The 20,770-nt window shown below is 73.8% G+C and carries 26 protein-coding genes; 9 read left to right on the top strand and 17 right to left on the bottom strand.

The genetic code is table 11. The features are described 5' to 3' along the window. The 12 genes from KJS59_RS31855 to KJS59_RS31860 form a co-directional block, all read right to left on the bottom strand. A partial coding sequence (locus KJS59_RS31855; protein WP_376771237.1) for a WXG100 family type VII secretion target occupies positions 1–1,252 on the bottom strand: 1,252 nt, incomplete at its 3' end. A gap of 15 nt (positions 1,253–1,267) precedes the next feature. Continuing rightward, positions 1,268–1,735, bottom strand: a complete 468-nt coding sequence (locus tag KJS59_RS22385; RefSeq protein WP_213454928.1) for a hypothetical protein — start codon at positions 1,733–1,735, stop codon at positions 1,268–1,270. Between the two features lie 150 nt (positions 1,736–1,885). Then, on the bottom strand, positions 1,886–3,310 hold the full coding sequence (mycP, locus tag KJS59_RS22390) for a type VII secretion-associated serine protease mycosin (protein WP_249714711.1): 1,425 nt from the start codon (positions 3,308–3,310) through the stop codon (positions 1,886–1,888). Further along, entirely contained in the window at positions 3,307–4,731 is a 1,425-nt protein-coding gene (gene eccB / locus KJS59_RS22395) for a type VII secretion protein EccB (RefSeq protein ID WP_213454929.1), read from the bottom strand. Before eccB ends, mycP begins: the two co-directional genes overlap by 4 nt. A 71-nt stretch (positions 4,732–4,802) precedes the next feature. Next, positions 4,803–5,099, bottom strand: a complete 297-nt coding sequence (locus KJS59_RS22400) for a WXG100 family type VII secretion target (protein WP_213454930.1) — start codon at positions 5,097–5,099, stop codon at positions 4,803–4,805. 27 nt (positions 5,100–5,126) lie between these two features. Then, the gene (locus KJS59_RS22405; protein WP_213454931.1) at positions 5,127–5,465 is read right to left on the bottom strand and encodes a WXG100 family type VII secretion target; all 339 of its coding nucleotides are present in this window, start codon (positions 5,463–5,465) and stop codon (positions 5,127–5,129) included. Positions 5,466–5,596: 131 nt separating this feature from the next. Next, positions 5,597–5,815 (bottom strand): hypothetical protein, encoded by a 219-nt coding sequence (locus KJS59_RS22410; protein ID WP_213454932.1) that lies wholly within the window; start codon positions 5,813–5,815, stop codon positions 5,597–5,599. 33 nt (positions 5,816–5,848) lie between these two features. After that, positions 5,849–6,628 (bottom strand): polyprenol monophosphomannose synthase, encoded by a 780-nt coding sequence (locus tag KJS59_RS22415; RefSeq protein ID WP_213454933.1) that lies wholly within the window; start codon positions 6,626–6,628, stop codon positions 5,849–5,851. Positions 6,629–6,779: 151 nt separating this feature from the next. Continuing rightward, complete coding sequence (locus KJS59_RS22420) at positions 6,780–8,441, bottom strand: RecQ family ATP-dependent DNA helicase (RefSeq protein ID WP_213454964.1); 1,662 nt, start codon at positions 8,439–8,441, stop codon at positions 6,780–6,782. Between the two features lie 82 nt (positions 8,442–8,523). Beyond that, positions 8,524–9,471 (bottom strand): TIGR03557 family F420-dependent LLM class oxidoreductase, encoded by a 948-nt coding sequence (locus KJS59_RS22425; protein ID WP_213454934.1) that lies wholly within the window; start codon positions 9,469–9,471, stop codon positions 8,524–8,526. Positions 9,472–9,499: 28 nt separating this feature from the next. After that, complete coding sequence (locus KJS59_RS22430; protein ID WP_213454935.1) at positions 9,500–10,174, bottom strand: MarR family winged helix-turn-helix transcriptional regulator; 675 nt, start codon at positions 10,172–10,174, stop codon at positions 9,500–9,502. 120 nt (positions 10,175–10,294) lie between these two features. After that, positions 10,295–10,417, bottom strand: coding sequence for a hypothetical protein (locus KJS59_RS31860; RefSeq protein WP_283775842.1), 123 nt, complete (start codon positions 10,415–10,417; stop codon positions 10,295–10,297). A 235-nt stretch (positions 10,418–10,652) separates the two neighbouring features. Here KJS59_RS31860 and eboE point away from each other — a divergent pair, with 235 nt between their 5' ends. Continuing rightward, positions 10,653–11,828 carry a metabolite traffic protein EboE gene (eboE, locus tag KJS59_RS22435; protein ID WP_213454936.1) on the top strand — a complete coding sequence of 392 codons (1,176 nt, stop codon included), beginning with the start codon at positions 10,653–10,655 and terminating at the stop codon, positions 11,826–11,828. 17 nt (positions 11,829–11,845) lie between these two features. Here eboE and KJS59_RS22440 read toward each other — a convergent pair whose 3' ends face one another. Then, positions 11,846–12,127, bottom strand: coding sequence for a GNAT family N-acetyltransferase (locus KJS59_RS22440; RefSeq protein ID WP_213454937.1), 282 nt, complete (start codon positions 12,125–12,127; stop codon positions 11,846–11,848). 71 nt (positions 12,128–12,198) lie between these two features. Between KJS59_RS22440 and KJS59_RS22445 the strand changes: the two genes are divergently transcribed. The 6 genes from KJS59_RS22445 (at position 12,199) to KJS59_RS22470 (ending at position 15,002) form a co-directional block, all read left to right on the top strand. Beyond that, on the top strand, positions 12,199–12,417 hold the full coding sequence (locus KJS59_RS22445) for a hypothetical protein (protein WP_213454938.1): 219 nt from the start codon (positions 12,199–12,201) through the stop codon (positions 12,415–12,417). A 31-nt stretch (positions 12,418–12,448) separates the two neighbouring features. After that, the gene (locus tag KJS59_RS22450) at positions 12,449–13,537 is read left to right on the top strand and encodes an S-(hydroxymethyl)mycothiol dehydrogenase (RefSeq protein ID WP_213454939.1); all 1,089 of its coding nucleotides are present in this window, start codon (positions 12,449–12,451) and stop codon (positions 13,535–13,537) included. Positions 13,538–13,617: 80 nt separating this feature from the next. After that, positions 13,618–14,049, top strand: coding sequence for a phage holin family protein (locus KJS59_RS22455; RefSeq protein WP_213454940.1), 432 nt, complete (start codon positions 13,618–13,620; stop codon positions 14,047–14,049). After that, positions 14,049–14,378 carry a DUF3618 domain-containing protein gene (locus KJS59_RS22460; protein WP_213454941.1) on the top strand — a complete coding sequence of 110 codons (330 nt, stop codon included), beginning with the start codon at positions 14,049–14,051 and terminating at the stop codon, positions 14,376–14,378. The genes KJS59_RS22455 and KJS59_RS22460 overlap by 1 nt, the downstream gene beginning before the upstream one ends. A gap of 26 nt (positions 14,379–14,404) precedes the next feature. Beyond that, positions 14,405–14,644, top strand: coding sequence for a DUF4235 domain-containing protein (locus tag KJS59_RS22465; protein WP_213454942.1), 240 nt, complete (start codon positions 14,405–14,407; stop codon positions 14,642–14,644). Positions 14,645–14,798: 154 nt separating this feature from the next. Further along, positions 14,799–15,002 carry a cold-shock protein gene (locus KJS59_RS22470; RefSeq protein ID WP_213454943.1) on the top strand — a complete coding sequence of 68 codons (204 nt, stop codon included), beginning with the start codon at positions 14,799–14,801 and terminating at the stop codon, positions 15,000–15,002. Positions 15,003–15,173: 171 nt separating this feature from the next. Here KJS59_RS22470 and KJS59_RS22475 read toward each other — a convergent pair whose 3' ends face one another. Further along, the gene (locus KJS59_RS22475; protein WP_249714713.1) at positions 15,174–15,371 is read right to left on the bottom strand and encodes a hypothetical protein; all 198 of its coding nucleotides are present in this window, start codon (positions 15,369–15,371) and stop codon (positions 15,174–15,176) included. A 23-nt stretch (positions 15,372–15,394) separates the two neighbouring features. Continuing rightward, positions 15,395–16,381 carry an aldo/keto reductase gene (locus tag KJS59_RS22480; RefSeq protein WP_213454945.1) on the bottom strand — a complete coding sequence of 329 codons (987 nt, stop codon included), beginning with the start codon at positions 16,379–16,381 and terminating at the stop codon, positions 15,395–15,397. A gap of 79 nt (positions 16,382–16,460) precedes the next feature. On the opposite strand from KJS59_RS22480, the gene KJS59_RS22485 reads away from it, so the two are divergent. Continuing rightward, positions 16,461–17,219, top strand: a complete 759-nt coding sequence (locus tag KJS59_RS22485; protein WP_213454946.1) for a trans-aconitate 2-methyltransferase — start codon at positions 16,461–16,463, stop codon at positions 17,217–17,219. Positions 17,220–17,239: 20 nt separating this feature from the next. Next, entirely contained in the window at positions 17,240–18,274 is a 1,035-nt protein-coding gene (locus tag KJS59_RS22490; RefSeq protein WP_249714715.1) for an adenosine deaminase, read from the top strand. A 326-nt stretch (positions 18,275–18,600) separates the two neighbouring features. Here the strand turns inward: KJS59_RS22490 and KJS59_RS22495 are convergent, their stop codons facing one another. Together KJS59_RS22495 and KJS59_RS22500 are read right to left on the bottom strand one after the other, a co-directional pair. Then, the gene (locus KJS59_RS22495) at positions 18,601–19,989 is read right to left on the bottom strand and encodes a HAMP domain-containing sensor histidine kinase (RefSeq protein ID WP_213454947.1); all 1,389 of its coding nucleotides are present in this window, start codon (positions 19,987–19,989) and stop codon (positions 18,601–18,603) included. Between the two features lie 29 nt (positions 19,990–20,018). Next, positions 20,019–20,708, bottom strand: a complete 690-nt coding sequence (locus KJS59_RS22500) for a response regulator transcription factor (RefSeq protein WP_213454948.1) — start codon at positions 20,706–20,708, stop codon at positions 20,019–20,021. Positions 20,709–20,770 lie beyond the last annotated feature (62 nt).

Genomic DNA, 20,770 nt, shown 5'->3' on the forward strand with positions numbered 1-20,770 from the left:
CGACCGGCCGGGTCACGCCGCGGCCGCCGGGGGCCGGCCGACCGCCCGGCACCTGGCCCTCGCCGGGCGCGCCGCCGCGCCCGGGCATCGGGCGCCCGCCGGGCATCGAGCGCCCACCGGGCACGTTGCGCGGGCCGCCCTGGGGCCCCTGGCTGCCGGGTCGGCCGCCGACGATCGACTCGTCCAGGCCGCCACCGGGCAGCCTCGGGCTGCCGGGGGGACGGCCGCCGGGCAGGTTCCGGCCGCCGGTGATCGGCTGGTTGCCCTCCGGCAGGTTCGGCAGCAGCGGGGGCTTGCTGCCCGGCGGGATCGGCAGTCCCCGCCCGGGCGGGATCGGCAGGTTCGGCGCCGGGGTACCCGGCGGCGTGATCGGCGGGACGATCGGCGGGCCACCGACCGGGGGCGCGCCCGGCGGGATCAGCGGCGGGGCCGGTGGGAACCCCCCGGGGGGCACCGGCGGCACCAGGCCGCCCTCCAGGTCCGGCAGGTCCGGCGGGGTGAACGCCGGCGGCTGCTGCCCCGGCGGGATGACGATGGTGTTGTTCGGCGGGTTGTAGCCGGGGATCGTGCCGGGCCGGCCGCCGGGCACGGTGAAGTCGCCGCTCCCGCCGCCCCCACCGGTGTACCTCGTGTTGCCGCCACCGCCGCCGGCCTCGTGCTCGGGGACCTTGGCGTCCCTCGGGCCCTCGTACGGCGGCGGGGTCCACAGGTTCTGGCGGTACTCGGTGACGTAGACCGTGTCCGCCCCGGCCATCGCCAGGCGGGCCTTGGTGTCGTACGGCGCGCGCACCGCGTTCTGGTTCGGCGGATCCGGGTCGTCCCACAGGTCGCCGAGGCCGCCCCAGGCCCAGTTGAAGTTGTCCGCGTCCTTCTTCTTGGCCGCCTCGTAATCCGCCTGCGCCTTGCCCCACGCCTTCAAGTAGTCCTGCTCGATCTGCGCGACCTCGGTCTTGACCGTCTTGGCCTTCTGGGAGATCGCCGTCCAGGCCCGCTGGTTGCCGGTGGCCTTCTCCTGAGCGGCCGACAGGGTCTGCTTGACCTTGTCGACCTCCTCCAGGAACTTGCGTCCGGCCGGGCTGTTCCACGCGGCCTGGAGCTGCCTCATGGCCACCTCGAGCCGGCCCACCTGGGCCTCGAACAGCCAGGCCATGCCGCGCCAGCCCTCGGCCTGCTCGTCCATCCGCTGGGCGTCGTTGTCGTCGTTCGCGATCTCGCGCAGCTCGTGGACGTTGTACCCGTCGAACTCGCTCATCAGTCCGTACCCCCGTCAGATCGCCCGGTTGCGGCCCGGCCCGCCGAGCGGCGGGTCATCCGGTTCCGGCTCGGGCAGGCCCAGCTGCTCGGCCATCGACCGCGACTTGTCCTTCGGGCTGAAGTAGCCGCCGATCTTGCTGATCTCCATGGCGTTCTGCTCGTCCTGCGACGTGTACTCCTGGGCGATGCTCTGCGCCGCGTACGTGATCGCCTGGAGGCCGATCTGGAGATTCTCCAGCAGTTCCCGGGCCTTGATCTCACAGTCCTGGTGATAGCTGCCGATCACCTGGCCCTGGCTGTACCGGCCGTCCCTGCCGAAGGACATGCCCTCGCCGCCGGTACCGATCCGCTCCATCAGGATCGGGACGTTGGGCTTCACGTTTTGATCCAGTTCCTGCTGGATGGCCTGGGCGAAGCTGTACAGCGACTGGATGTCCACCTCGACCGGCTGATCGGAGACCCAGTCGGGCCTGTCCGCCATGCGATTCCTCCCCGGTGCGGCCCGCTCGCTCGAACCGGCGGCACGAGCCAGGCAGATGGCTGAGACGTTCCTCTAAGACTAGCCAATCACGGCAAAGCGCAATGCCCCGTCGCGGTCACGATTGGCTTGATTCATCGATACACCACGATCTCAGGTCACCTCGTCGAAGAGCTTGACCGGTGCGTCGTCCACGTCGTCCGGTGGGGGCGGGATCGGCGCGGCCCGGGCCGGCCGCCACCGCTGCCGGCGGCCCCAGCGCCGCACCCCGACGGCGAGCAGCACCAGGACGACGAGGAGCAGTGCCCCGCCGGCCAGCCACATCGCCCGCTCGCGCAGGACGCGGTCGGCGCGCTCGCGGGCCAACGCGGCGGCGTCGACCTGGCGCACGATCGGGGTGGGTGCCACCCGGGGGGCCGGCGCGACGAGCCGGTCCGCGACCGCGCGGTACGGGTCGATCACACCCTCGCCGTAGTACGGGCTGTGCTTGCCGGCCGGTGCCGGGCTGGCCGTGGCCGTCAGCCGGTCGGCCAGTTGCCGGGCGGTCAGGTCCCGGTTCTTCTGCCGGACCAGGGCCGCCGCGCCGGCCACGAACGGCGTGGCGAAGCTCGTGCCCGACCAGGCCGCGTGCCCGCGCTGCGGTGTCGCGGCGGTGACGTTGCCGCCGGGCGCCGCGATGTCCACAAACGACCCATGACCCGAGTCGGCGAGCACCAGGCCGATCTCGTCCACCGCGCCGACGCCCAGCACGCCGTCGTACGCGGCCGGGTACGGCGTGGGGTTGCCGTTGTTGCCGTTGTTGCCCGCCGCCGCGACCAGCACCACGTTCCGGGACAGCGCGTACTCGACCGCCGCCCGGATCGGCGGGTTGTCCCGGGCGAACGACAGCGACATGTTGACCACGTCCGCGCCGTTGTCGACCGCCCAGCGCAGCGCCTCGCCGAACCTGGCCGGGGTCACCCCGCCGCCGTTGCCGTCGTCGTCCCCGCCGCGCTCGCTGACGATCACCGGCAGGATCTTCACCCCCGGCGCGACGCCGTGGAAGCCCGTGTCGGTGGCCGCCTGGGCGGCGATGATGCTGGCCACCGCGGTGCCGTGACCGGCGCAGTCCCGGTCGCCCGGGCCGTTGCCGGGGTTGAGGAAGTCGCGACCGCGCAGCACGCGACCGGCCAGTTGCGGGTGCCCACCGTCCACACCGGAGTCCAGCACGGCGACGGTCACGCCGCTGCCGGTGGCCAGCGGCCACGCCCGCTCGGGCGCGAGCAGTTTCTGCGCCCACGGGACCGGCGCGACCACCGGCCCGGGCTTGAGACAGTCGAGGCGGGCGGCGCCCGGCACGCTGGCCGGCGCCTTGCCGGCCGCGGCGCCGGGCGCGACCAGCGGGGCCACACCGCCGCCGACCAGCGCGGCGACGGCGAGCAGTCCGGTGAGCGGGGCGCGCGTCGCGGTGGTGCGGCCGTGGAGTTGGGCACGGGTCGCGGTGGTGCGGCCCGGGAGCGGGCGGCGCGCAGCGCGGGTGCGGCCGGCGAGCGGGGCGCGCGCGGCGACGTTGCGGCCGGGAAGCGGGGCGCCGGTCACGGTGCCTCGGCCGGCGCGGTGGCCCGGTTCGGGTCCAGCGGCGGCCCCTCCGGCAGCAACGCCACCAGGCCGGCCGGCATCCGTACCACCCGGCTCGGGTCGTAGCCCAGGTAGCCGGCCACCTCCTGGCCGGTGAGCGGGTGCCGCACGCCGAGGTCGGTGACCACGGACAGGGCGCCGCCGGTGGCGTCCGGCGAGATCATCGACTGCACCAGCGCGCCGAGGCCGGAGCCGACCACCACCCGGTCGGCGCGCGGCGTGCCCTGCGCCGAGCCGCCCGGGCCCGCCGCGGCACCGGCACCCGCGCCGGCGGGCACGGCCGCGCCGACCAGCACCTGCGGCGCGGCGGCGCCGGCGAACGTGGTGCACAGCCCCGACCGCTCGACGCCGGTGGCGATCCGGGGCGTGGTCTGCGGGGGAGCGGAGTCGCCCTGCGGCAGCAGCCGCCGGGCCGAGCGCTTGGCCTGGATCAGGTCGGTGCGCTGGATCGGCTCGACCCGCCCGTCCGGGTACGCGGCCGCGGTGGCCGGGTCGTTGATGAGCAGGTCCGCCTGCACCGGCGTGATGTCGGTGATGCCGTCGGCCAGCACGGCGAAGAACTGGTTCTCGCCGCTCTGCGAGCGGGCCACCACGACCTGGCCGACCCGGGCGTCGCGCAGTTGCGAGCGGCCGCCGCGCCCGTCGATCGAGATCGGACCCATGTCAGCGCCCTGCGGTATCGCGTTGATCCAGGCCGGCGCCGCCGCGATGACGGGGGCCTGGCCCAGGGCCAGCGCGCCGAGCGTGACCTCGGGCTTGCGGATCTGGTACCGCCGGTCGTGCCAGATCAGGAAGATGGTGCGGTCCGGGTGCCGGACCAACAGCCCCTCGTCGTCGACGAGGGGGCGGCCACCCTGCGGTTGGGCGCCGATGAGCAGCACCGAGCGGGTGATCGACTGGCCGGCCTCGTTGGTGGCCGGCTGGGAGCAGAGCAGCCAGTCGCCGCGGACCAGCTGGGCGGCCTCCGGCAGCGAGTCCGGCGCGCCGACGATGCCCAGCGGCACGCCGCGCGGCGCGGCCCGCAGCGACGCCTGCGAGACGCTCACGGTCTTCAGGCCGGACTGCTTGAGGATCAGGCGCGCCGAGGCGTAGTTGACGACCGGGTGCAGTTCGTTGTTCAGGTACACGTATCGGGCGCCGGTCTCCTTCTCGACGACCAGCACCTTGTCGTTCTTCCAGCTCGCCTTGCCGCCGGGGTTGATCACGCCATACACGCCGACCGCGGCGAGCGCCAGAACGCCCAGCATCGCACCGATGAACAGATTTCCGGCGGCCCGCCGGAATGGCACCTGGACCAGTTCCGCGTCCCGGTAGACAAAGGCGGAGATCAGTCGCTGCACCATGAACTGGTAGCTGAACAACTGTTCGCGACGGCTCGGCACCGCTTCTCCTTAGGCGACGCTGGACGCACGCCGGGTCCCGGCCGGGCGGCCGGGACCCGGGCGAGCGGTTCCTAGAAGTAGTTCACGGCCTTCTTGTCGGTGTGCGACATGCGCTCGCTCGCCGAGATCACCGCGGCCTTGATCTGCCCGAGGGTCTGGGCGATGTGCGCCGCCGCGTTGCGCCACCGGTCCTGGCGGATCTTGTACTGCTGCTGCGCCTCGGAGCTCCACGCCTCGCCCTCCAGCGGACGCAGGTCGCGCTCGATGTCCGACAGGGTCCCGTTGAGGGTGCTCACCGCCACGTCGATGGCCTCGGCGGCACTGGACATGGTGTGGAACTTGTAAACGATCTGGCCTTCTGCGCCCATGGGTTCAGCTCCTCTTCTTCGATCCGGTCAGGCGCCGCCGCGGAGACGGTTGATGATGTTGCCAGCGTCCTCCGCCGCCTTGGTGACCTCCTGCTCGGACTCCTGGTCGGCGACCGAGTAGTCCTGGCCGGCCGTCCGGATGCCCTGCGCCACCTCGTTCAGCGCGTCCGTGATGGCGATGAGGTCCGCGTTGACGGACTCCTTGACCTGCTGGAACCGCAGACCACCCTGGCCGACGAAGCCCTGCTGCATGGGCTCGAGGTTCTGAATCAACGCGCTGAGCATCTGCGCGATCGACTGACCGCCGTTCTCCGCCTTGCCGGCCGCCGCCAGTAGCTCAGGCGTTACTGCGTTGACATCTGCCAAAGCTCCGTTCACCCCCAGGGTTTCGCCCACCGCCCCGTAGGCTTGTGAGCCGCTGTGGACATATTTGCCCCTGAGGTTAGCGTGACGGAGCAAATCATGGTGCCCCGCCTAGGCGGTATCGCGAGGCGTGATCAGAACGACACCGACACGCTCACGCCGTCGTCCGTGTCATAGCTGATCGCCGGCGATGCCGAGCCACCCGCCGGCCGCTCGTCCGGATTCGAGACCTCGCCGGCGGTCTCGTAGTGCATCAGTTGCTCGCCCGTGCGCGCGTCCACCCGGCCGATGACCGGCGGCACCGCGTCCTCGTCGGCTTCCCACAGTGGGAGGTCGTCGTAGAAGTTGTCCATGGTGGATCCCCCTGCCCCTGGATCGCACCGCCCCTACGGGCGCCCCGGGTTGGTCAACCGACGGTGCTTCCACCGTAGCTGAAACGGCATGACGGCGCTCTCCACCTTTGTTCGCGTGGTCATCTTCGACGCGCCGTCCACCCGCTCCTCGAACCGGATCGGCACCTCGACGATCGTGTGCCCGAGCCGGGTCGCCAGGTAGTGCATCTCCACCTGGAAGCTGTACCCGTCGGAGAGCACCCGGCGCAGGTCAATGTCGCGCAGCACGTCCGCCCGCCAGATCTTGAAGCCGGCGGTCAGGTCCCGCACCCGCACGCTGAGCAGGGCGTGCACGTAGAGGTTGGCCCACCCGGAGAGCGCCCGCCGGTACAGCGGCCAGTTGTCGTCCAGTTGCCCGCCGGGCACGTACCGGGAGCCGATGACCAGGCCGGCCCGGGTCGACAGCAGCGTGCCGAGCATGCCGGGCAGCGCCTCCGGCGGGTGCGACAGGTCCGCGTCCATCTGGGCGACGAAGTCGGCGCCGGCCTCCAGCGCGCGGCCCAGCCCGTCCACGTACGCCCGGCCGAGGCCCTGCTTGCCCGGGCGGTGCACGACCAGCACCCGGCCCGGGTGCTCGCCGGCCAGCTTCTCGGCGACCTCGCCGGTGCCGTCCGGGCTGTTGTCGTCGGCGACCAGCACGGTCAGCCCGGGCAGCGGCAGCGCCAGCAGCCGCTCCACCACGCGGGGCAGGTTGCCCGCCTCGTTGTACGTGGGGACCACGACCGTCAGTCGGCTGTCCCGCCAGGGGTCGGGCAGCTGTACTGGCTCGATCATCTGGTCTCCTCGTCGGGCCTCGTCGGCGGGCTGGACATGAGACACGAGGCTATCCTGCCGCCCCCGGTGCCGTTCATACGCCTCACACCCCGCCCTTTCATCCCGCGGTTCACCCCGGGGCTCATCCCGGTCGCCGTCCGCCCCGCCGCCGTCAGGCCGCCGGTCGCCGGGTGGGCGCCGGCGTCAGCAGCTTCTGGTCCCGGACCACCGACACCGACAGGGTCTTGTACCCGACCTTGTCGAACAGCACGGTCATCCGCTCGCCGTCCTCGTACCGCAGCACCAGGCCGTGGCCCCACTCGGCGTGCCGCACCGTGCTGTGCACGGGGAACGGCCCGTCGGCGGACTCGGGCGTCGCCTGCGCCTCGCCGTTGGCGCAGTTGTCGCAGTGCCCGCACCGGTGTCGCAGCCGGTCGCCGAAGTAGGCGAGCAGCGACTGGGCCCGGCACTGCCGGGTTTCGGCGTGGTACCGCATCATATCGACCCGACTGTCCTGAATCGCCTGGTACCGCGCGGACTCGGCGATCGCCAGCCGGGCGGCGTCGCGCGGCATGGGCGCGTACGGCGGGCACCGGTACCTGCCCTTCGGCGTGGGCAGCGCGGCGCCCACCTGTTCCAGCAGCCCCAGCAGGTGGCCCAGCTTGCGGGCGCCGAGCCCGGTCCGCTCGCGCAGTTCGCCCTTGCCGACCGGGCCGGCGTGCAGGGCGCCGGCCAGCCGCGCCAGATCCTCCTCGTCGGCGGTGCCGGCGTTGAAGTACCGCTGCAGACCCACGTCCTCGGCGCGGTAGAGCAGCAGCGTGCGGGCCGGCGCGCCGTCCCGCCCGGCCCGCCCGATCTCCTGGAAGTAGCTGTCCGGCGAGTCGGGCAGCGCGGCGTGTGCCACGAAGCGGATGTTCGGCTTGTCGATACCCATGCCGAACGCGGAGGTCGCCACCATGATCGGGACCCGGTCGGCGAGGAAGTCCGCGTGCCGGCGCGCGCGCTCGCCGGCCGCCATCCCGCCGTGGTACGCCCCGGCGGGGTGGCCGGCCGCGCTCAGCCGCCCGGCCAGGTCCTCGGCGGCCCGGCGGGTGGGCACGTAGACGATGCCCGGCCGCTCGCCGCCGTCCAGCAGCGCCAGCAGCCGCCGCCACCGGTAGTCCTCGTCGGGGCAGTGGGCCGCCTCCAGGAACAGGTTCGGCCGGTCCAGCGCGCCGATCACCACCCGGGGGCGGTGCAGGTGCAGCCGGTCCACGATGTCGTCGCGGACCGGCGGGGAGGCGGTGGCGGTCAGCGCCGCGATCGGCGGCCGGCCCAACTGCTCGATGAGGTGCCCCAGGGTCAGGTAGTCGGGGCGGAAGTCGTGGCCCCACGTGGAGATGCAGTGTGCCTCGTCCACCGCGACCAGGCCCGGCTTCAGCGCGCGCACCCGGTCGAGGCGTCCCGGGTCGCTGAGCTGCTCCGGGGTGATGAACAGGAAGCGGGCCCGGCCCTCGCGCACCTCGACCAGCGCGGCCTCGCGCTGCGTCGGCGTCTCGGCCGAGCTGAGCCGCACGGCGCGCAGCCGCGGGTCGCGCCGCTCGTTGAGCGCGGCGATCTGGTCCTGCTGGAGCGCGAGCAGCGGGCAGATCACCACCGTGGGCCCGGTCAGCAGGGTGGCCGGCACCTGGTAGATCGCCGACTTGCCGGCGCCGGTGGGCAGCACGACCAGGGCGTCCCGCCGGCGGAGCAGGGCGCGCATCGCGGCCAGTTGGCCGGGGCGCAGGGACCGCCACCCGAAGTGGCGGCGGGCGGCGCCGCGGAGGCGCGCGAAGGTGGGCAGCAGCTTGTTCATCGCCGGGCCGAAGTACCCGGCCGGCGGTACCGGCAAACCCGTCCCGGCCATCCACATCGGACTCCCGGCGGCCCGGGTCGCGTTAGAGGGCCGGGAGGACGTGCTTGGCGTACATCGAGAAGAAGCCGTCGAGGTTCGGCCCGGTGTTGGCGACGTAGACCTCGTCGAAGCCGGCCGCGGCGTACCTGCCGATCATCTCGCGCTGCCGGTCCGGGTCCGGGCCGCAGACGAAGAACTCCTTCATCGCCTCCGGCCGGACCAGCCTGCTCGCCTGCTCGAAGTGGCGGGGGGAGGGCAGCACCTGGGACAGCTCGCCGGGCAGCCCGGCGTGCGGCCACTTCTCGTACGCCAGGCGGGCGCCCTCGTCCTCGCTGTCGGCGTACGCCGCCTTGAAGCCCGCCTGGGCCACCTTGCCGGCGCCGCCCGACGACCGGAACCCGCGCACCAGGTCCGCGTCGGGCAGCACGCTGATGTACCCGTCGCCGATCCGCCCGGCCAGCTCGACCGACTTGGACCCGAAGGCGGAGACGTAGACCGGCGGCGGCTCGTCCGGCAGCGTGTAGACGCGCGCCTGCTCCACCACGTAGTGCTCGCCGTGGTGGGTGACGAAGTCGCCGGTCCACAGCGCGCGCATCACCTCGACGGCCTCTTCGAGCATCCGCAGCCGGATCCCGGCGGACGGCCACGCGCCGCCGAGGATGTGTTCATTCAGCGCCTCGCCGGTGCCCACCCCGAGCCGGAACCGCCCGCCGGTGAGCACCGCGCTGGTCGCCGCCGCCTGGGCGATCACCGCCGGGTGGACGCGCACCGTCGGGCAGGTCACCGAGGTGGTGATCGGCAGGCGTACCGCCTGGCTCAGCGCGCCGATCATCGACCAGACGAACGCGCTCTGCCCCTGCGCATCGTTCCACGGGTGGTAGTGGTCGGCGATCCACAGCGCGGTGAAGCCGGCCGCCTCCGCGGCGCGCGCCTGCTCCAGCAGCTCGGCCGGGGTGTACTCCTCACAGGAGAGGTGGTAACCGATGCGCATGCCCGGCTCATACCCAGGCCGCCTGCGGCTATGCGCGACCGGCCGTCGGCCCGCCCCGCGTCGGCCCGCCCCGCGTCGGCCCGCTCGGCGCCGGCTCGTTCTGCGCCGGCTCGTTCTGCGCCGGCTCGGCCTCCGGGCAGCGCAGACGTAGCTCCCGGTGCCCGAACGGGCGGTCAACCAGCCAGCAGTGGTGCGGCGAGTCGCTGCCGGTGTGCCGGTACCCGTCGAAGAAGCGGCAGGTGACGCACAGCTTCAAGACCGGGATCTGCCCCTGCTGCTGCAACCGGCGGATGTGGCCGGTCACCACCCCGAGCAGCCGGCGCTGGTGGGCTTCGTCCAGGTTGTGCAGCTCCGCGAGCAGGTCCGCCGCCCAGTTCAGCAGTTCCGGCGGCTGCCGGCGGCCGGACTCGGTGAGCCGGATCCGCACCTGCGACGGCGCGTACGAGGGCGCCGGTTCGATCTGGACGGCCCCCTCTTTGACCAGTGTGGACACCGCGGCCAGCAGGTCGCGGCGGGTCATGCCCAGATCCTGCGCGAGGTCGGTCAGCGGGTAGACCTCCCGGCGCCGGCTGAGCACCAGCAGCACCTGCTGCTGGGCGAGGGTCCGCTCCAGCCCGGCGGCGCCGCCGCCGGCGGCGTGCACGGCCACGGCAACCCGGGCCAGTCCGGCGGCCAGCTGCCGGCCGAGGGGCTCCAGTTCCACGGTCTCCCACCTTCTGCCGCCGGTGCGGGGGAAGCGGGCGCCAGGTTACCGGAGTGTTGCCGGGAGTGAATGTCCGCTGAACGACAGCCGGTGCGTGACTATCTTCTTGCGGAATCGCGACTACTTCTTGCGGAACATGGACCGGATCGCGACCACGATGATCAGGATGCCGATGATGCCGCCGACCACGCCGACGCCCGGGATCTCGTTCCACGGCCGGTCGGCCGCGAGGATCGCTGCCATGCCGGCACTGTAGTCGCCGCGGCCGATTCCACCGCTTCGCGGAAGGCGGGGTGTCCGCCGGTTCCCCCGATGGGGACCGGCGGATAGCATCGGCGCGTCCCCCTGATGAACCGGCGGAAAACCCCGCACCCGCGGCGGTTCTCGGATCCATCGATGGTCACGATGATCCGAACCGGTCACCGGCGCGTACTGGGTGGCAACGAGTAGTCGGCACGAGCGCTGCGGAGGCGGTTGCATGCGGCTGCGACACCCCGACGGGCAGACCGTCCACCTCGGCTACTGCACGAACGTGCACCCGGCGGAGGACCTGACCGGGATCCTCGCCCAGCTCGACGCGACCGCGGTGCCCGCCCGCGAGCGGCTCGACGCCGACGTGCTGGGGCTCGGGCTGTGGCTGCCCGCGCCACTGGCCGCGGGCCTGGCCGCCAGCAGCACCCGCCGCGCCAAGCTGCGCCGCGAGCTGGCCGTCCGGGGGCTCGAGGTGGTCACCCTCAACGGCAGCCCGTACCGGGGTTTCCAGACCGACGGCGCGAAGGCCGAGGCGTACCGGCCGGACTGGACCAGCCCGCGGCGGCTGGAGTACACCCTGGACCTGGCCCGGGTCCTGGCCGACCTGCTGCCCGACGACGCGGTGCGGGGATCGGTCAGCACGATGCCGCTGGGCTGGCGGGAGCCGTGGGGCGCCGCCGAGGACGCCGCGGTCCGCCGCCAGCTGGACGACCTGACCAAGGGCCTGGGCGACGTGGTGTGGCAGACCGGCCGGGCCGTGCGGGTCGGCTTCGAGCCGGGCCCGGGCTGCGTGGTGGAGACCACCGCCCAGGCGGTCGCGCACCTGACCCAGGTGGACACCGACGTGATCGGCGTCTGCCTCGACCTGGCCCACCTGGCCTGCGCCTGGGAGCGCCCGGAGGACGCGCTGCGCCGGGTTCTGGAGGCGGGCCTGCCCGTGGTGGCCGTGCAACTGTCCGCCGCGATCGAGGTGGCGGAGCCCGGCACGGCGGCGGCCACCCTCGCCGGCTTCGCGGAGCCCCGCTTCCTGCACCACGTGCGGGGGCCGGCCGGCCCGGTCGCCGACGACCTGCCCGCCGCGCTCGCCCAGGCGGACGCCGCGACCGGCGGCCCGTGGCGGGTCCACTTCCACGTGCCGCTGCACGCCACCCTGCCCGCCCCGCTGACCACCACCACCCCGGTGCTGCGGGAGGGCCTCGCCGCCCTCCTCGGTCGGGGCGCGGCGGGCTGCGATCACCTGGTGGTGGACACCTACACCTGGAACGTGCTGCCCGGGCAGTTCCGCCCGGCGGGTCCGGGGGCCCTGGCCCGGGGGATCGCCGAGGAGCTGCGCTACGCCCGCGAGGAACTGGTCTCGCTCGGGCTGACCCCGGTGGACCGGTCGGCGGTCGAGATCCCGTAGCCGGGGCCGGCTAGCGACTAGCCGGCCAGCAGGTCCGCGTACTCGGGGTTGCGGTCGATCACCTCCGCCACGAACGGGCAGTTCGGCACCACCTTGGTCCCGCGCCGGCGCACGTCGTCCAGCGCGCCGCGGACCAGCACGGTGCCCAGGCCGCGCCCGCGCACGGTCGGGTCCGTCTCGGCGTGGACGAAGACCAGCGCCTCGGCGGTGGGGCGGTAGTCCACGAAGCCGACGAGGTCGTCGCCGGCCCGCCCCTCGTAGCGGCTGGCCGCCGGGTTGTCCGTCACCACGATGTCCATGCCGCCAAGCTAGTCCGCCGGTCGCCGGTTCGTCGGGGACGCGCGCCCGCGACGCTCCTACGGTCGCCGGGGTGTGGCACGCGTGGCGGGGTTTGCCGCCCGGTGCGGCGGCTGGCGCGGTGGAGGCGCTGCGCGGCGGCGGCGCGGTGGAGGCGCTGCGCGGCGGCCGGCGCAGCGGAGGCGTCGCGCTGCGGCCGGCCGCAGCACAGGTGTCGTGCGGTGCCGGCGCGGCGAAGGCGTCGCCGGGAAATGTCCCGTTGACCGGTCCCGTGGAACGTCCACGCGAGTAGCGTGACCGTTACTCCGGTCGAGGAGGGACGCATGGCACACGAGGTACGAGCGGTCCTGTCCCGAACCAGGGACGCGCCCGTGACGGTGGAGACGATCCTGGTGCCCGACCCGGGGCCCGGTGAGGCGCTGGTCCGGGTGCTGGCGTGCGGGGTCTGCCACACCGATCTGCACTACCGCGAGGGCGGCATCGGCGACGAGTTCCCCTACCTGTTGGGGCACGAGGCGGCCGGCACGGTGGAGGCGGTCGGCCCCGGCGTGACCGGCGTGGCGCCCGGCGACTTCGTCATTCTCAACTGGCGGGCGGTGTGCGGGCAGTGCCGCGCCTGCCTGCGCGGCCGCCCCTGGTACTGCTTCGACACGCACAACGCGAGGCAGCGGATGACGCTGCCGGACGGCACGCCGCTGGCCCCCGCGCTGGGCATCGGCGCGTTCGCCGAGCGCACGCTCGTCGCCGCCGGGCAGTGCACCAGGGTGGACCCACAGGCCCCGGCCACCGTCGCCGGCCTGCTGGGGTGCGGGGTGATGGCGGGGCTCGGTGCCGCGATCAACACCGGCGCCGTGGGCCGGGGGGATTCGGTGGCGGTGTTCGGCTGCGGCGGGGTCGGCTGCGCCGCCGTCGCGGGCGCGGCCCTGGCCGGCGCCACCACGATCGTCGCCGTGGACGTGGACGACCGGAAGCTCGGCTGGGCGCGCGAGTTCGGCGCCACGCACACGGTGAACTCGCTCCAGACCGACCCGGTCGCGGCGGTCCGGGCCGTCACCGGTGGCTTCGGCGCCGACGTGGCCATCGAGGCGGTGGGGCTGCCCGAGGTGTACTCGCAGGCGTTCTACGCGCGGGATCTGGCCGGCACCGTGGTGCTGGTCGGGGTGCCGCGGCCGGAGATGACGCTGACCCTGCCGTTCCTGGACGTGTTCGGCCGCGGCGGCGCCCTCAAGTCCTCCTGGTACGGCGACTGCCTGCCCAGCCGCGACTTTCCCACCCTCATCGCCCTGTACCGGCAGGGCCGGCTCCCGCTGGACCGGTTCGTCACCGCAACGGTGGGTCTGGACGGCGTGGAGGAGGCGTTCGCGGCGATGTCCCGGGGCGGGGTGCTGCGGTCGGTGGTGGTGCTCGACTGACCCGGTGCGACGGCCGGTCCACGCAGGGTTGACCCCCGGGCGAACGGGGCACTAACCCGGCAAGGCGGAAGGAGACGACGATGACACACGTCGTGGACAGGCGCCCGGCGCCGCCGGTCGGCGAGCAATCGACCGCCGAACTGGTGCAGCGGGCCAGCGAGCAGTTCAGCAAGCTGGTGCGCGACGAGTTGGCGCTAGCCAAGGAGGAGCTGACCGAGCGGGGCAAGCACGCCGGCCTCGGTGTGGGCCTGTTCGGCGGCGGGGGACTGGTCGCGCTCTTCGGGATGGGGGCGTTGGTGGCCGCCGTCATCCTGGCGCTGGCGATCGTCCTGCCCGGCTGGGCCGCCGCGCTGATCGTCGCCGCGCTGCTGTTCGGCGTCGCCGGGGTGCTCGCGCTGGTGGGCCGCAGCCAGGTGCGGCAGGCGTCGCCGCCGCAGCCGTCGGAGGCGGTGTCCAACGTGCGGGCCGACGTGGACACCGTGCGGGCCGCGGTTCGGGATGGGAGGCGTTGATGACGCAGGGGGGTGGGGTGGCCAGCCCGCGCTCGTCCAACGGAAGCGCGGAGGCGCTCCGCGAGGAGATCCGGCAGACCCGGGCCGAACTTGGCGAGACCGTGCAGGCGCTGGCCGCCCGGGCGGACGTGAAGGCCCGGGTGAGGGAGTCGGCGGAGCAGACCAAGGACCGGCTCCGCACCCAGGCGATACACGCGGCCGAGCAGGCCCGGGTTTCCGCGTCCGAGGCCCGTGATCTGGCCCGGCGCAGCCCGGTGCCGTGGTTCGCCCTGGCCGGTGCCGCCGCCGTGCTCGCGCTGGTTGTCGCGCTGCGGGGCAGGCGCGGGTGAGCGGGGTGAGGCTGGCTTACAAGCCGATGGGTGTGCTGTTCGGCATCGGCGCCGGCGCGCTCGCCGGCGTGCTGTTCAAGCAGGTGTGGAAGCTGGTCGGCGATGGCGACGGGGACGCGCCGCACGCGACCGATGAGGAGCGTGGCTGGGGCGAGGTTTTGGCCGCGGCGGCCTTGCAGGGCGCCATTTTCGCGGTGGTGAAGGCCGCCGTGGACCGCGGCGGCGCGGTGGGCGTGCGCAGGCTGACCGGTCGCTGGCCGGAGTGAAACAACCAACGGCGCGCCGCTGATCTCATTCAGCGGCGCGTCGGCATAGGCAGTTTCGGGGTAGGAGTGGCAGACGGGCTCGCCTCCGGTACGCTTTGCCAAAGTTTGCGGTCACCCGGCGCCAAGGCCGTAGGCCGCCTAGAAGGAGTAGTACATGGCACAGGGAACCGTGAAGTGGTTCAACGCGGAAAAAGGCTACGGCTTCATCACCGTCGACGGCGGCGGTGCTGATGTCTTCGTACACTTTTCCGCGATCCAGACCTCCGGCTACCGCAGCCTGGAGGAGAACCAGCGCGTGGAGTTCGAGATCGGGCAGGGCGCGAAGGGCCCGCAGGCCGAACAGGTCCGCCCGCTGTAGCGCGGACCCGGTCGGGATCCGGCCGGTCCTCCACGCTCGCCCCTCGTCAGAACCCCTCGAGCCAACGTCCCGGTCCGCCGGGAAATCGCGTCGAGCCCCGCATCCGGTGCCCTGATATCCGGCCTCTGTGCGGGGCTCTTCGCTTGTCCGTCGCCCGTATCGCGGGTGTCGCTAACCGCGCTTCGAGCGGGCGCGCAGGCCGTAGCCGATCAGCACCAGGCCGAGCACGGCGACGACCGGCCCGACCACGGCCCACAGCTTCTGCCCGGTCATCACGCTGCCCTCCAGCACGCCGAGCCCCTGGAATGTCCAGACGGCACCGACGACCAGGGCCAGCAGCCCGAGGACCAGCGGCAGCCAGTTCTTCACGGCTCCTCCCTCACGACCCTCGGTCACCACCGGTGGTGCACCAGCGGATGGATCAGTTCGTTGTAGACCGCGGTCACCTCGGCCCGCGCGTCGGCGTCCAACGGGGGCAGATCGGCCGCGGCGGCGTTGGCGCGGGCCTGTTCCGGGTTGCGGGCGCCCGGGATCACCACGGTGACGCCCGGCTGGTCGATGATCCACCGCAGCGCGAACTGCGCCACGGCGGCGCCGGCGGGCACCAGTGACCGGAGGCGACGCACCGCTTCCAGCCCGGTCCGGTAGTCCACACCGGAGAATGTCTCGCCGACGTCGAACGCCTCGCCGTGCCGGTTGTACGTGCGGTGGTCGTCCGCGGCGAACGTCGTGTGCTCGTCGTACCGGCCGCTCAGCAGCCCGCTGGCCAGCGGTACGCGGGCGATGATGCCGACCCCCGCCGCGGCCGCCGCCGGCAGCACCCGTTCGATCGGCTTGAGCCGCAGCGCGTTCAGGATGATCTGCACGCTCGCCACGGCCGGCCGGGCGATCGCGGTCAGCGCCTGCTCCACGGTCTCCACGCTGACCCCGTACGCGGCGATGCTCTTCTGCTCGACCAGGGCGTCCAGCGCGTCGAAGACGGCGTCGGAGGCGATGACCTCGCTCGGCGGGCAGTGCAGCTGGACCAGGTCGAGGGTGTCCACCCCGAGGTTGGCGCGGGACCGGTCGGTCCACGCCCGGAAGTTCGCGGGCGTGTAGTTTCCCGGCTCCTGCGCCACCCGGCGCCCCATCTTCGTCGCGACGAACAGCTCCCGGCGGCCCGGCCGCTCGCCGAGGAAGCGGCCGATCAGGCGCTCGCTGCGCCCGTCGCCGTACACGTCCGCGGTGTCGATGAAGGTGACCCCGGCGTCGACCGCGGCTGCGAGGGTGGCCAGCGCCGCGTCCTCGTCGACGGAGCCCCAGTCGGCACCGAGTTGCCAGGCGCCCAGACCCACGACGCCCACCTCCCGCCCCAGCCGGGCGAAGCTGCGATTCTCCACCCGGGCAGCCTACCGTTGCCCGGGTCGGTCGCCGTCGCTAGAGTTCCCGCAAAACGTACGTACGGTTTAGGGGTGGCCGATGTGGGATCCGAGCACCTACCTGCGGTACGGCAGCGAACGGTCGCGGCCGTTCTTCGATCTGGTCGCCCGCGTCGGGGCCGGGCACCCGCGCGCGGTCGCCGACCTCGGCTGCGGACCGGGCACCCTGACCGCCGCCCTCGCCGAGCGGTGGCCCGGCGCCGCGGTGCACGGGCTCGACTCGTCCCCGGAGATGATCGAGCGGGCCGGCGCGCTCGACACCCGTGCCACCTTCGAGGTCGGCGACGTGGCGGACTGGCAGCCGGCGCCGGACACCGACGTGGTCGTCTCGAACGCGCTCCTGCAATGGGTCCCCGACCACGAGCGGCTGCTGACCCGCTGGGTCGCCGCGCTGCCGGCCGGCGCCTGGCTGGCCGTGCAGGTGCCGGGCAACTTCGACGGGCCCGCGCACCGGGCGCTGCGCGCCACCGGCGGCGACCGGTTGGCGCACCTGTTCCGCGAGGCGCCGGTGCGCGACCCGGCGGGCTACGCCGACCTGCTCCTCGCGGCCGGCTGTGCCGTGGACGCCTGGGAAACCACGTATCTGCATCTGCTCCCGGCGGGTACTGTCGTCGATCATCCGGTGCTGACCTGGCTGGAGGGGACCGCGTTGCGCCCGGTCCGGGCGGCGCTGGACGCCGACCAGTGGTCGGCCTTCCGGTCCGAGCTGGACGCCCGCCTGCGCGCGGCCTACCCCGTCCGGCACGGGGTGGTCCCGTTCCCGTTCCGGCGGGTCTTCGTGGTCGCCCGCGTGCCATAGTCGCCGAAAGAGGAGAACCCGTGACCGACCTTCCCGCCCTGCGCCCCGGGCTGGCCGCGTTCATCGCCAAGCTGCCCAAGGTCGAGCTGCACGTGCACCACGTCGGCTCCGCCTCGCCGCGGATCGTCGCCGAGCTGGCCGCCCGGCACGAGGGCACCACCCCGGTCCCCGCCGACCCGGCCGCGCTCGCCGACTACTTCGTGTTCCGCGACTTCGCCCACTTCGTCGAGGTCTACCTCAGCGTCGTCGACCTGATCCGCGACGAGGAGGACGTGCGGATCCTCACCTACGAGGTGGCCCGGGAGCTGGCCCGCCAGCAGGTGCGGTACGCGGAGCTGACGATCACCCCGTACTCGCACGTGCACCGCGGCATCGCCCCCGAGGCGTTCTGCGAGGCGATCGAGGACGCGCGGGTCCGCGCCGAGTCGGAGCTGGGGGTGGCGCTGCGCTGGTGCTTCGACATTCCCGGGGAGGCGGGGCTGGTGGCGGCCGAGCAGACCCTCGACATCGCGCTCCGCCAGCGCCCGGACGGGCTGATCAGCTTCGGACTCGGCGGCCCCGAGATCGGTGTGCCGCGCCCGCAGTTCCAGCCCTACTTCGACCGGGCCCGCGCCCAGGGCCTGCGCAGCGTCCCGCACGCGGGCGAGACCACCGGGCCGCAGACCATCTGGGACGCGCTGCGCGACCTCGGCGCCGAGCGCATCGGCCACGGCACGTCCGCCATGGGCGACCCGCGGCTGGTCGAGTACCTGGCCGAGCACCGGGTACCGCTGGAGGTGTGCCCCACCTCGAACCTGGTCACCCGCGCCGTCCCCACGCTGGCCGAGCACCCGCTGCCGGCCATGGTCTCCGCCGGCCTGGTCGTCACCGTCAACTCCGACGACCCGCCGATGTTCGGCACCACCCTCACCGACGAGTACGAGGTGGCCGCCCGCCTGCTCGACCTGGATGCGGCCGGCGTCGCGGCGCTCGCCCGCGCGGGCGTCGACGCCTCGTTCATGTCCACTGAGGACAAGACGCGGATCGGCGCGGAGATCGACGCGTATGCGGGATGAGGAGAGAGTCGGCCCGGCGTAACGCTGTTCCGGGCGGCCACGCCGGGCCGACAGTCGCGAACGGGTGCCGTTGTTGGCGCGCGGCGGGAGCCCGGTGCAGTGGGGGCGCCTGCCCCCGCCGCGCGCGACGTCCCACCGGGCAGGGGTGGGGTGATCGCAAACTGCAGGGATGTGCCCGGCGGAACGGCAACACGTTCTGCCGTGAACCGTATCGGTCAGGGCGGCGGCCGCGGTCGCACTTAATGCACACCTAAGCCAGACTTGCGCTCGCCCTTACTGACCGCCACCCGCACACCCGTGCCGCGGCGGGGAAGTCGCCGGCGCGATCAGCCCCGGCGCTGGCGGGGCCAGCGCCGGCCACCGCCGGGTTCCCGGCTGATCCGCCCGACCAGCCCGAAGCGGCTTACCTGCCGGGGTGCCGCGGTCGGGTCGGCGAACAGCATGACCACGCTCGCGCCGCCGAGGCGGGCGCGGTCGATGCTGACCGAGCCGCCGGCGCTGCGGGCGGCGCGGCGGGCGATGTCGAGCCCCAGGCCGGTGGAGCCGCGCTCGCTGGAGCCGCGGCGCAGGGCCCGGTCGGGGTGGTCGATGCCGGGGCCGGCGTCATCCACCCGCAGCGCCACGTAGCCGTCCCGGCAGCTGACCGCGACCTCGAACGCGGTGCCCTGCGGGGTGTAGCGGAACACGTTGCCCAGGACGGCGTCCAGCGCCGCCGCCAGTTCCCCCCGGGCGACCGGCACCATGATCCGGGTGTGCGCGCCCATCACCTCGTACGGCCGGTTCTGGTCGCCGGCGAGGGCGGACCAGAAGACCATCCGGTCCCGGACCACCTCGCTGACGTCGCAGGTGGCCGGCTCCTGGGCCTGGGTGGCGACGGCCTTGCGGGTGGTGTTGATGAGCACGTCGACCTCGCCCTCGAGGGTCACGATCGCCTCGCGGATGCGCCGGATCGTGCGCCGCTTGTCCACCTCGGCGGCCGAGAGGGTGCCGATGCTGGTGTCGTCCGAGTCGAGCGCGTCGGCGTCGAGGCGCAGCACGGTCAGCGGGGTGCGCAGCCGGTGGGACAGGTCCGCCACCAGTTCCCGCTCGTCGGTGCGGGACGCGCCGAGCCGGTCCGCCATCCGGTTGAAGGCGTACCCGGCCTCGGCCAGTTCCCGCGGGCCGCTGGGCTGGACCCGCACCCCCAGGTCGCCGTCCCCGACCGCGAGCGCGGCCTCGACCAGCGAGCGCGCCGAGCGGACCGTCCGGGCGGCGATCCGGTCGGCGACCACGACCGAGGCGGCGATCAGCCCGGCGGCCAGCGCGATCAGCGTCCACCACGCGCCGCGCACGCCGTCGGTGAGCCGGCGGGCCGGGACGAACACCTCGACCACGGCCGTGTTCGTGCCGACCTTCACCGGCTCCAGGCGCACCACGCCGCCGGCCACGTCCGCCACGACGGGGTCGCCGCTGGTGGCGGCGGTCGTCACGTCCTCGCCGCTGGCCCGGCTGCCGGGGGTGGCCAGGGTGGCGACCCGGTGCACCACCGGGGGCGCACCGTCCGCGGTCGCCGCGTCGATCGCCTTCTGGACCGCCCTCGGGTCGCCGCTGGCGGTCAGCGCCCCGCCGACCAGCCAGGCCCGGCGCTGCGCCTCGGCCAGCGCGTCGGCGCGCGCCCGGGACTGGAGGGTGAAACCCAGCGGCAGCAGGAACGCCAGCGCGACCAGCGCCGCCATCGCCGCGGTGACGTACGCGAGGCCGAGCCTCAGTCCGGTGCCACCAACCGGAACCCGACCCCCCGCACGGTGCGCAGGTAGCGCGGCTTCGCCGCGGACTCGCCCAGCTTGCGGCGCAGCCAGTACAGATGGACGTCGATCGTCTGATCCTCGCCGACCGACGGCTGCCGCCATACTTCCTCCAACAGCTCTCGGCGCGAGACTACCCGCCCGGGTCGGGCCGCCAGGTACGCCAGCAGGTCGAACTCCTTGCGGGTCAGCGCCAGCGACGCGCCGTCCAGGGACGCGCTGCGCTCGCCGACGTCGACCCGCAGGCCGCCGACCTCATGCACGGCCGGGGTCGCCGTGCGGCTGGCCCGCCCGACCCGGCGCAGCACGGTGGTGATCCGCGCGTCCAGGTGGGCGCCGGTGAACGGCTTGACCATGTAGTCGTCCGCGCCGGCCCGCAGCAGCCGCACGATCGACTGCTCGTCGTCGCGCGCGGTGGCGATGATGATCGGCACGTCGGTGATCCCGCGCAGCATGCGCAGCGCGTCGGCGCCGTCCAGGTCCGGCAGGCCGAGGTCGAGCACGACCAGGTCGGGGGTCTGGGCGGCGACCCGGCGCAGCGCGTCCAGGGCGGTGCCGACGGCGTGCACCGCGTGCCCGCGGTCCGCCAGGGACCGCAGCATAGCGCCGCGCACGACGTGGTCGTCCTCGACGAGGAGCACGGTTGCCATGCAGAGCACCGTACTGCGCGCGGCGATCGTTCCGTTAACGCGTGCGGGTGAGGGGCGGCCGG

It is taken from the genome of Rhizomonospora bruguierae (genome assembly GCF_018397995.1).
Taxonomy (GTDB): domain Bacteria; phylum Actinomycetota; class Actinomycetes; order Mycobacteriales; family Micromonosporaceae; genus Rhizomonospora; species Rhizomonospora bruguierae.

Excerpts from the sequence above, each read along its gene's own strand:
- KJS59_RS22500 (WP_213454948.1), bottom strand. The coding sequence starts at position 20,708 with ATGGCAACCGTGCTCCTCGTCGAGGACGACCACGTCGTGCGCGGCGCT.
- KJS59_RS22415 (WP_213454933.1), bottom strand. The coding sequence starts at position 6,628 with ATGATCGAGCCAGTACAGCTGCCCGACCCCTGGCGGGACAGCCGACTG.
- KJS59_RS22425 (WP_213454934.1), bottom strand. The coding sequence starts at position 9,471 with ATGCGCATCGGTTACCACCTCTCCTGTGAGGAGTACACCCCGGCCGAG.
- KJS59_RS22420 (WP_213454964.1), bottom strand. The coding sequence starts at position 8,441 with ATGAACAAGCTGCTGCCCACCTTCGCGCGCCTCCGCGGCGCCGCCCGC.
- KJS59_RS22485 (WP_213454946.1), top strand. The coding sequence starts at position 16,461 with ATGTGGGATCCGAGCACCTACCTGCGGTACGGCAGCGAACGGTCGCGG.
- KJS59_RS22385 (WP_213454928.1), bottom strand. The coding sequence starts at position 1,735 with ATGGCGGACAGGCCCGACTGGGTCTCCGATCAGCCGGTCGAGGTGGAC.
- KJS59_RS22470 (WP_213454943.1), top strand. The coding sequence starts at position 14,799 with ATGGCACAGGGAACCGTGAAGTGGTTCAACGCGGAAAAAGGCTACGGC.
- KJS59_RS22410 (WP_213454932.1), bottom strand. The coding sequence starts at position 5,815 with ATGGACAACTTCTACGACGACCTCCCACTGTGGGAAGCCGACGAGGAC.
- eboE (WP_213454936.1), top strand. The coding sequence starts at position 10,653 with ATGCGGCTGCGACACCCCGACGGGCAGACCGTCCACCTCGGCTACTGC.
- KJS59_RS22465 (WP_213454942.1), top strand. The coding sequence starts at position 14,405 with ATGGGTGTGCTGTTCGGCATCGGCGCCGGCGCGCTCGCCGGCGTGCTG.
- KJS59_RS22460 (WP_213454941.1), top strand. The coding sequence starts at position 14,049 with ATGACGCAGGGGGGTGGGGTGGCCAGCCCGCGCTCGTCCAACGGAAGC.
- KJS59_RS22495 (WP_213454947.1), bottom strand. The coding sequence starts at position 19,989 with ATGGCGGCGCTGGTCGCGCTGGCGTTCCTGCTGCCGCTGGGTTTCACC.
- KJS59_RS22450 (WP_213454939.1), top strand. The coding sequence starts at position 12,449 with ATGGCACACGAGGTACGAGCGGTCCTGTCCCGAACCAGGGACGCGCCC.
- KJS59_RS22440 (WP_213454937.1), bottom strand. The coding sequence starts at position 12,127 with ATGGACATCGTGGTGACGGACAACCCGGCGGCCAGCCGCTACGAGGGG.
- KJS59_RS22400 (WP_213454930.1), bottom strand. The coding sequence starts at position 5,099 with ATGGGCGCAGAAGGCCAGATCGTTTACAAGTTCCACACCATGTCCAGT.
- KJS59_RS22455 (WP_213454940.1), top strand. The coding sequence starts at position 13,618 with ATGACACACGTCGTGGACAGGCGCCCGGCGCCGCCGGTCGGCGAGCAA.
- KJS59_RS31860 (WP_283775842.1), bottom strand. The coding sequence starts at position 10,417 with ATGGCAGCGATCCTCGCGGCCGACCGGCCGTGGAACGAGATCCCGGGC.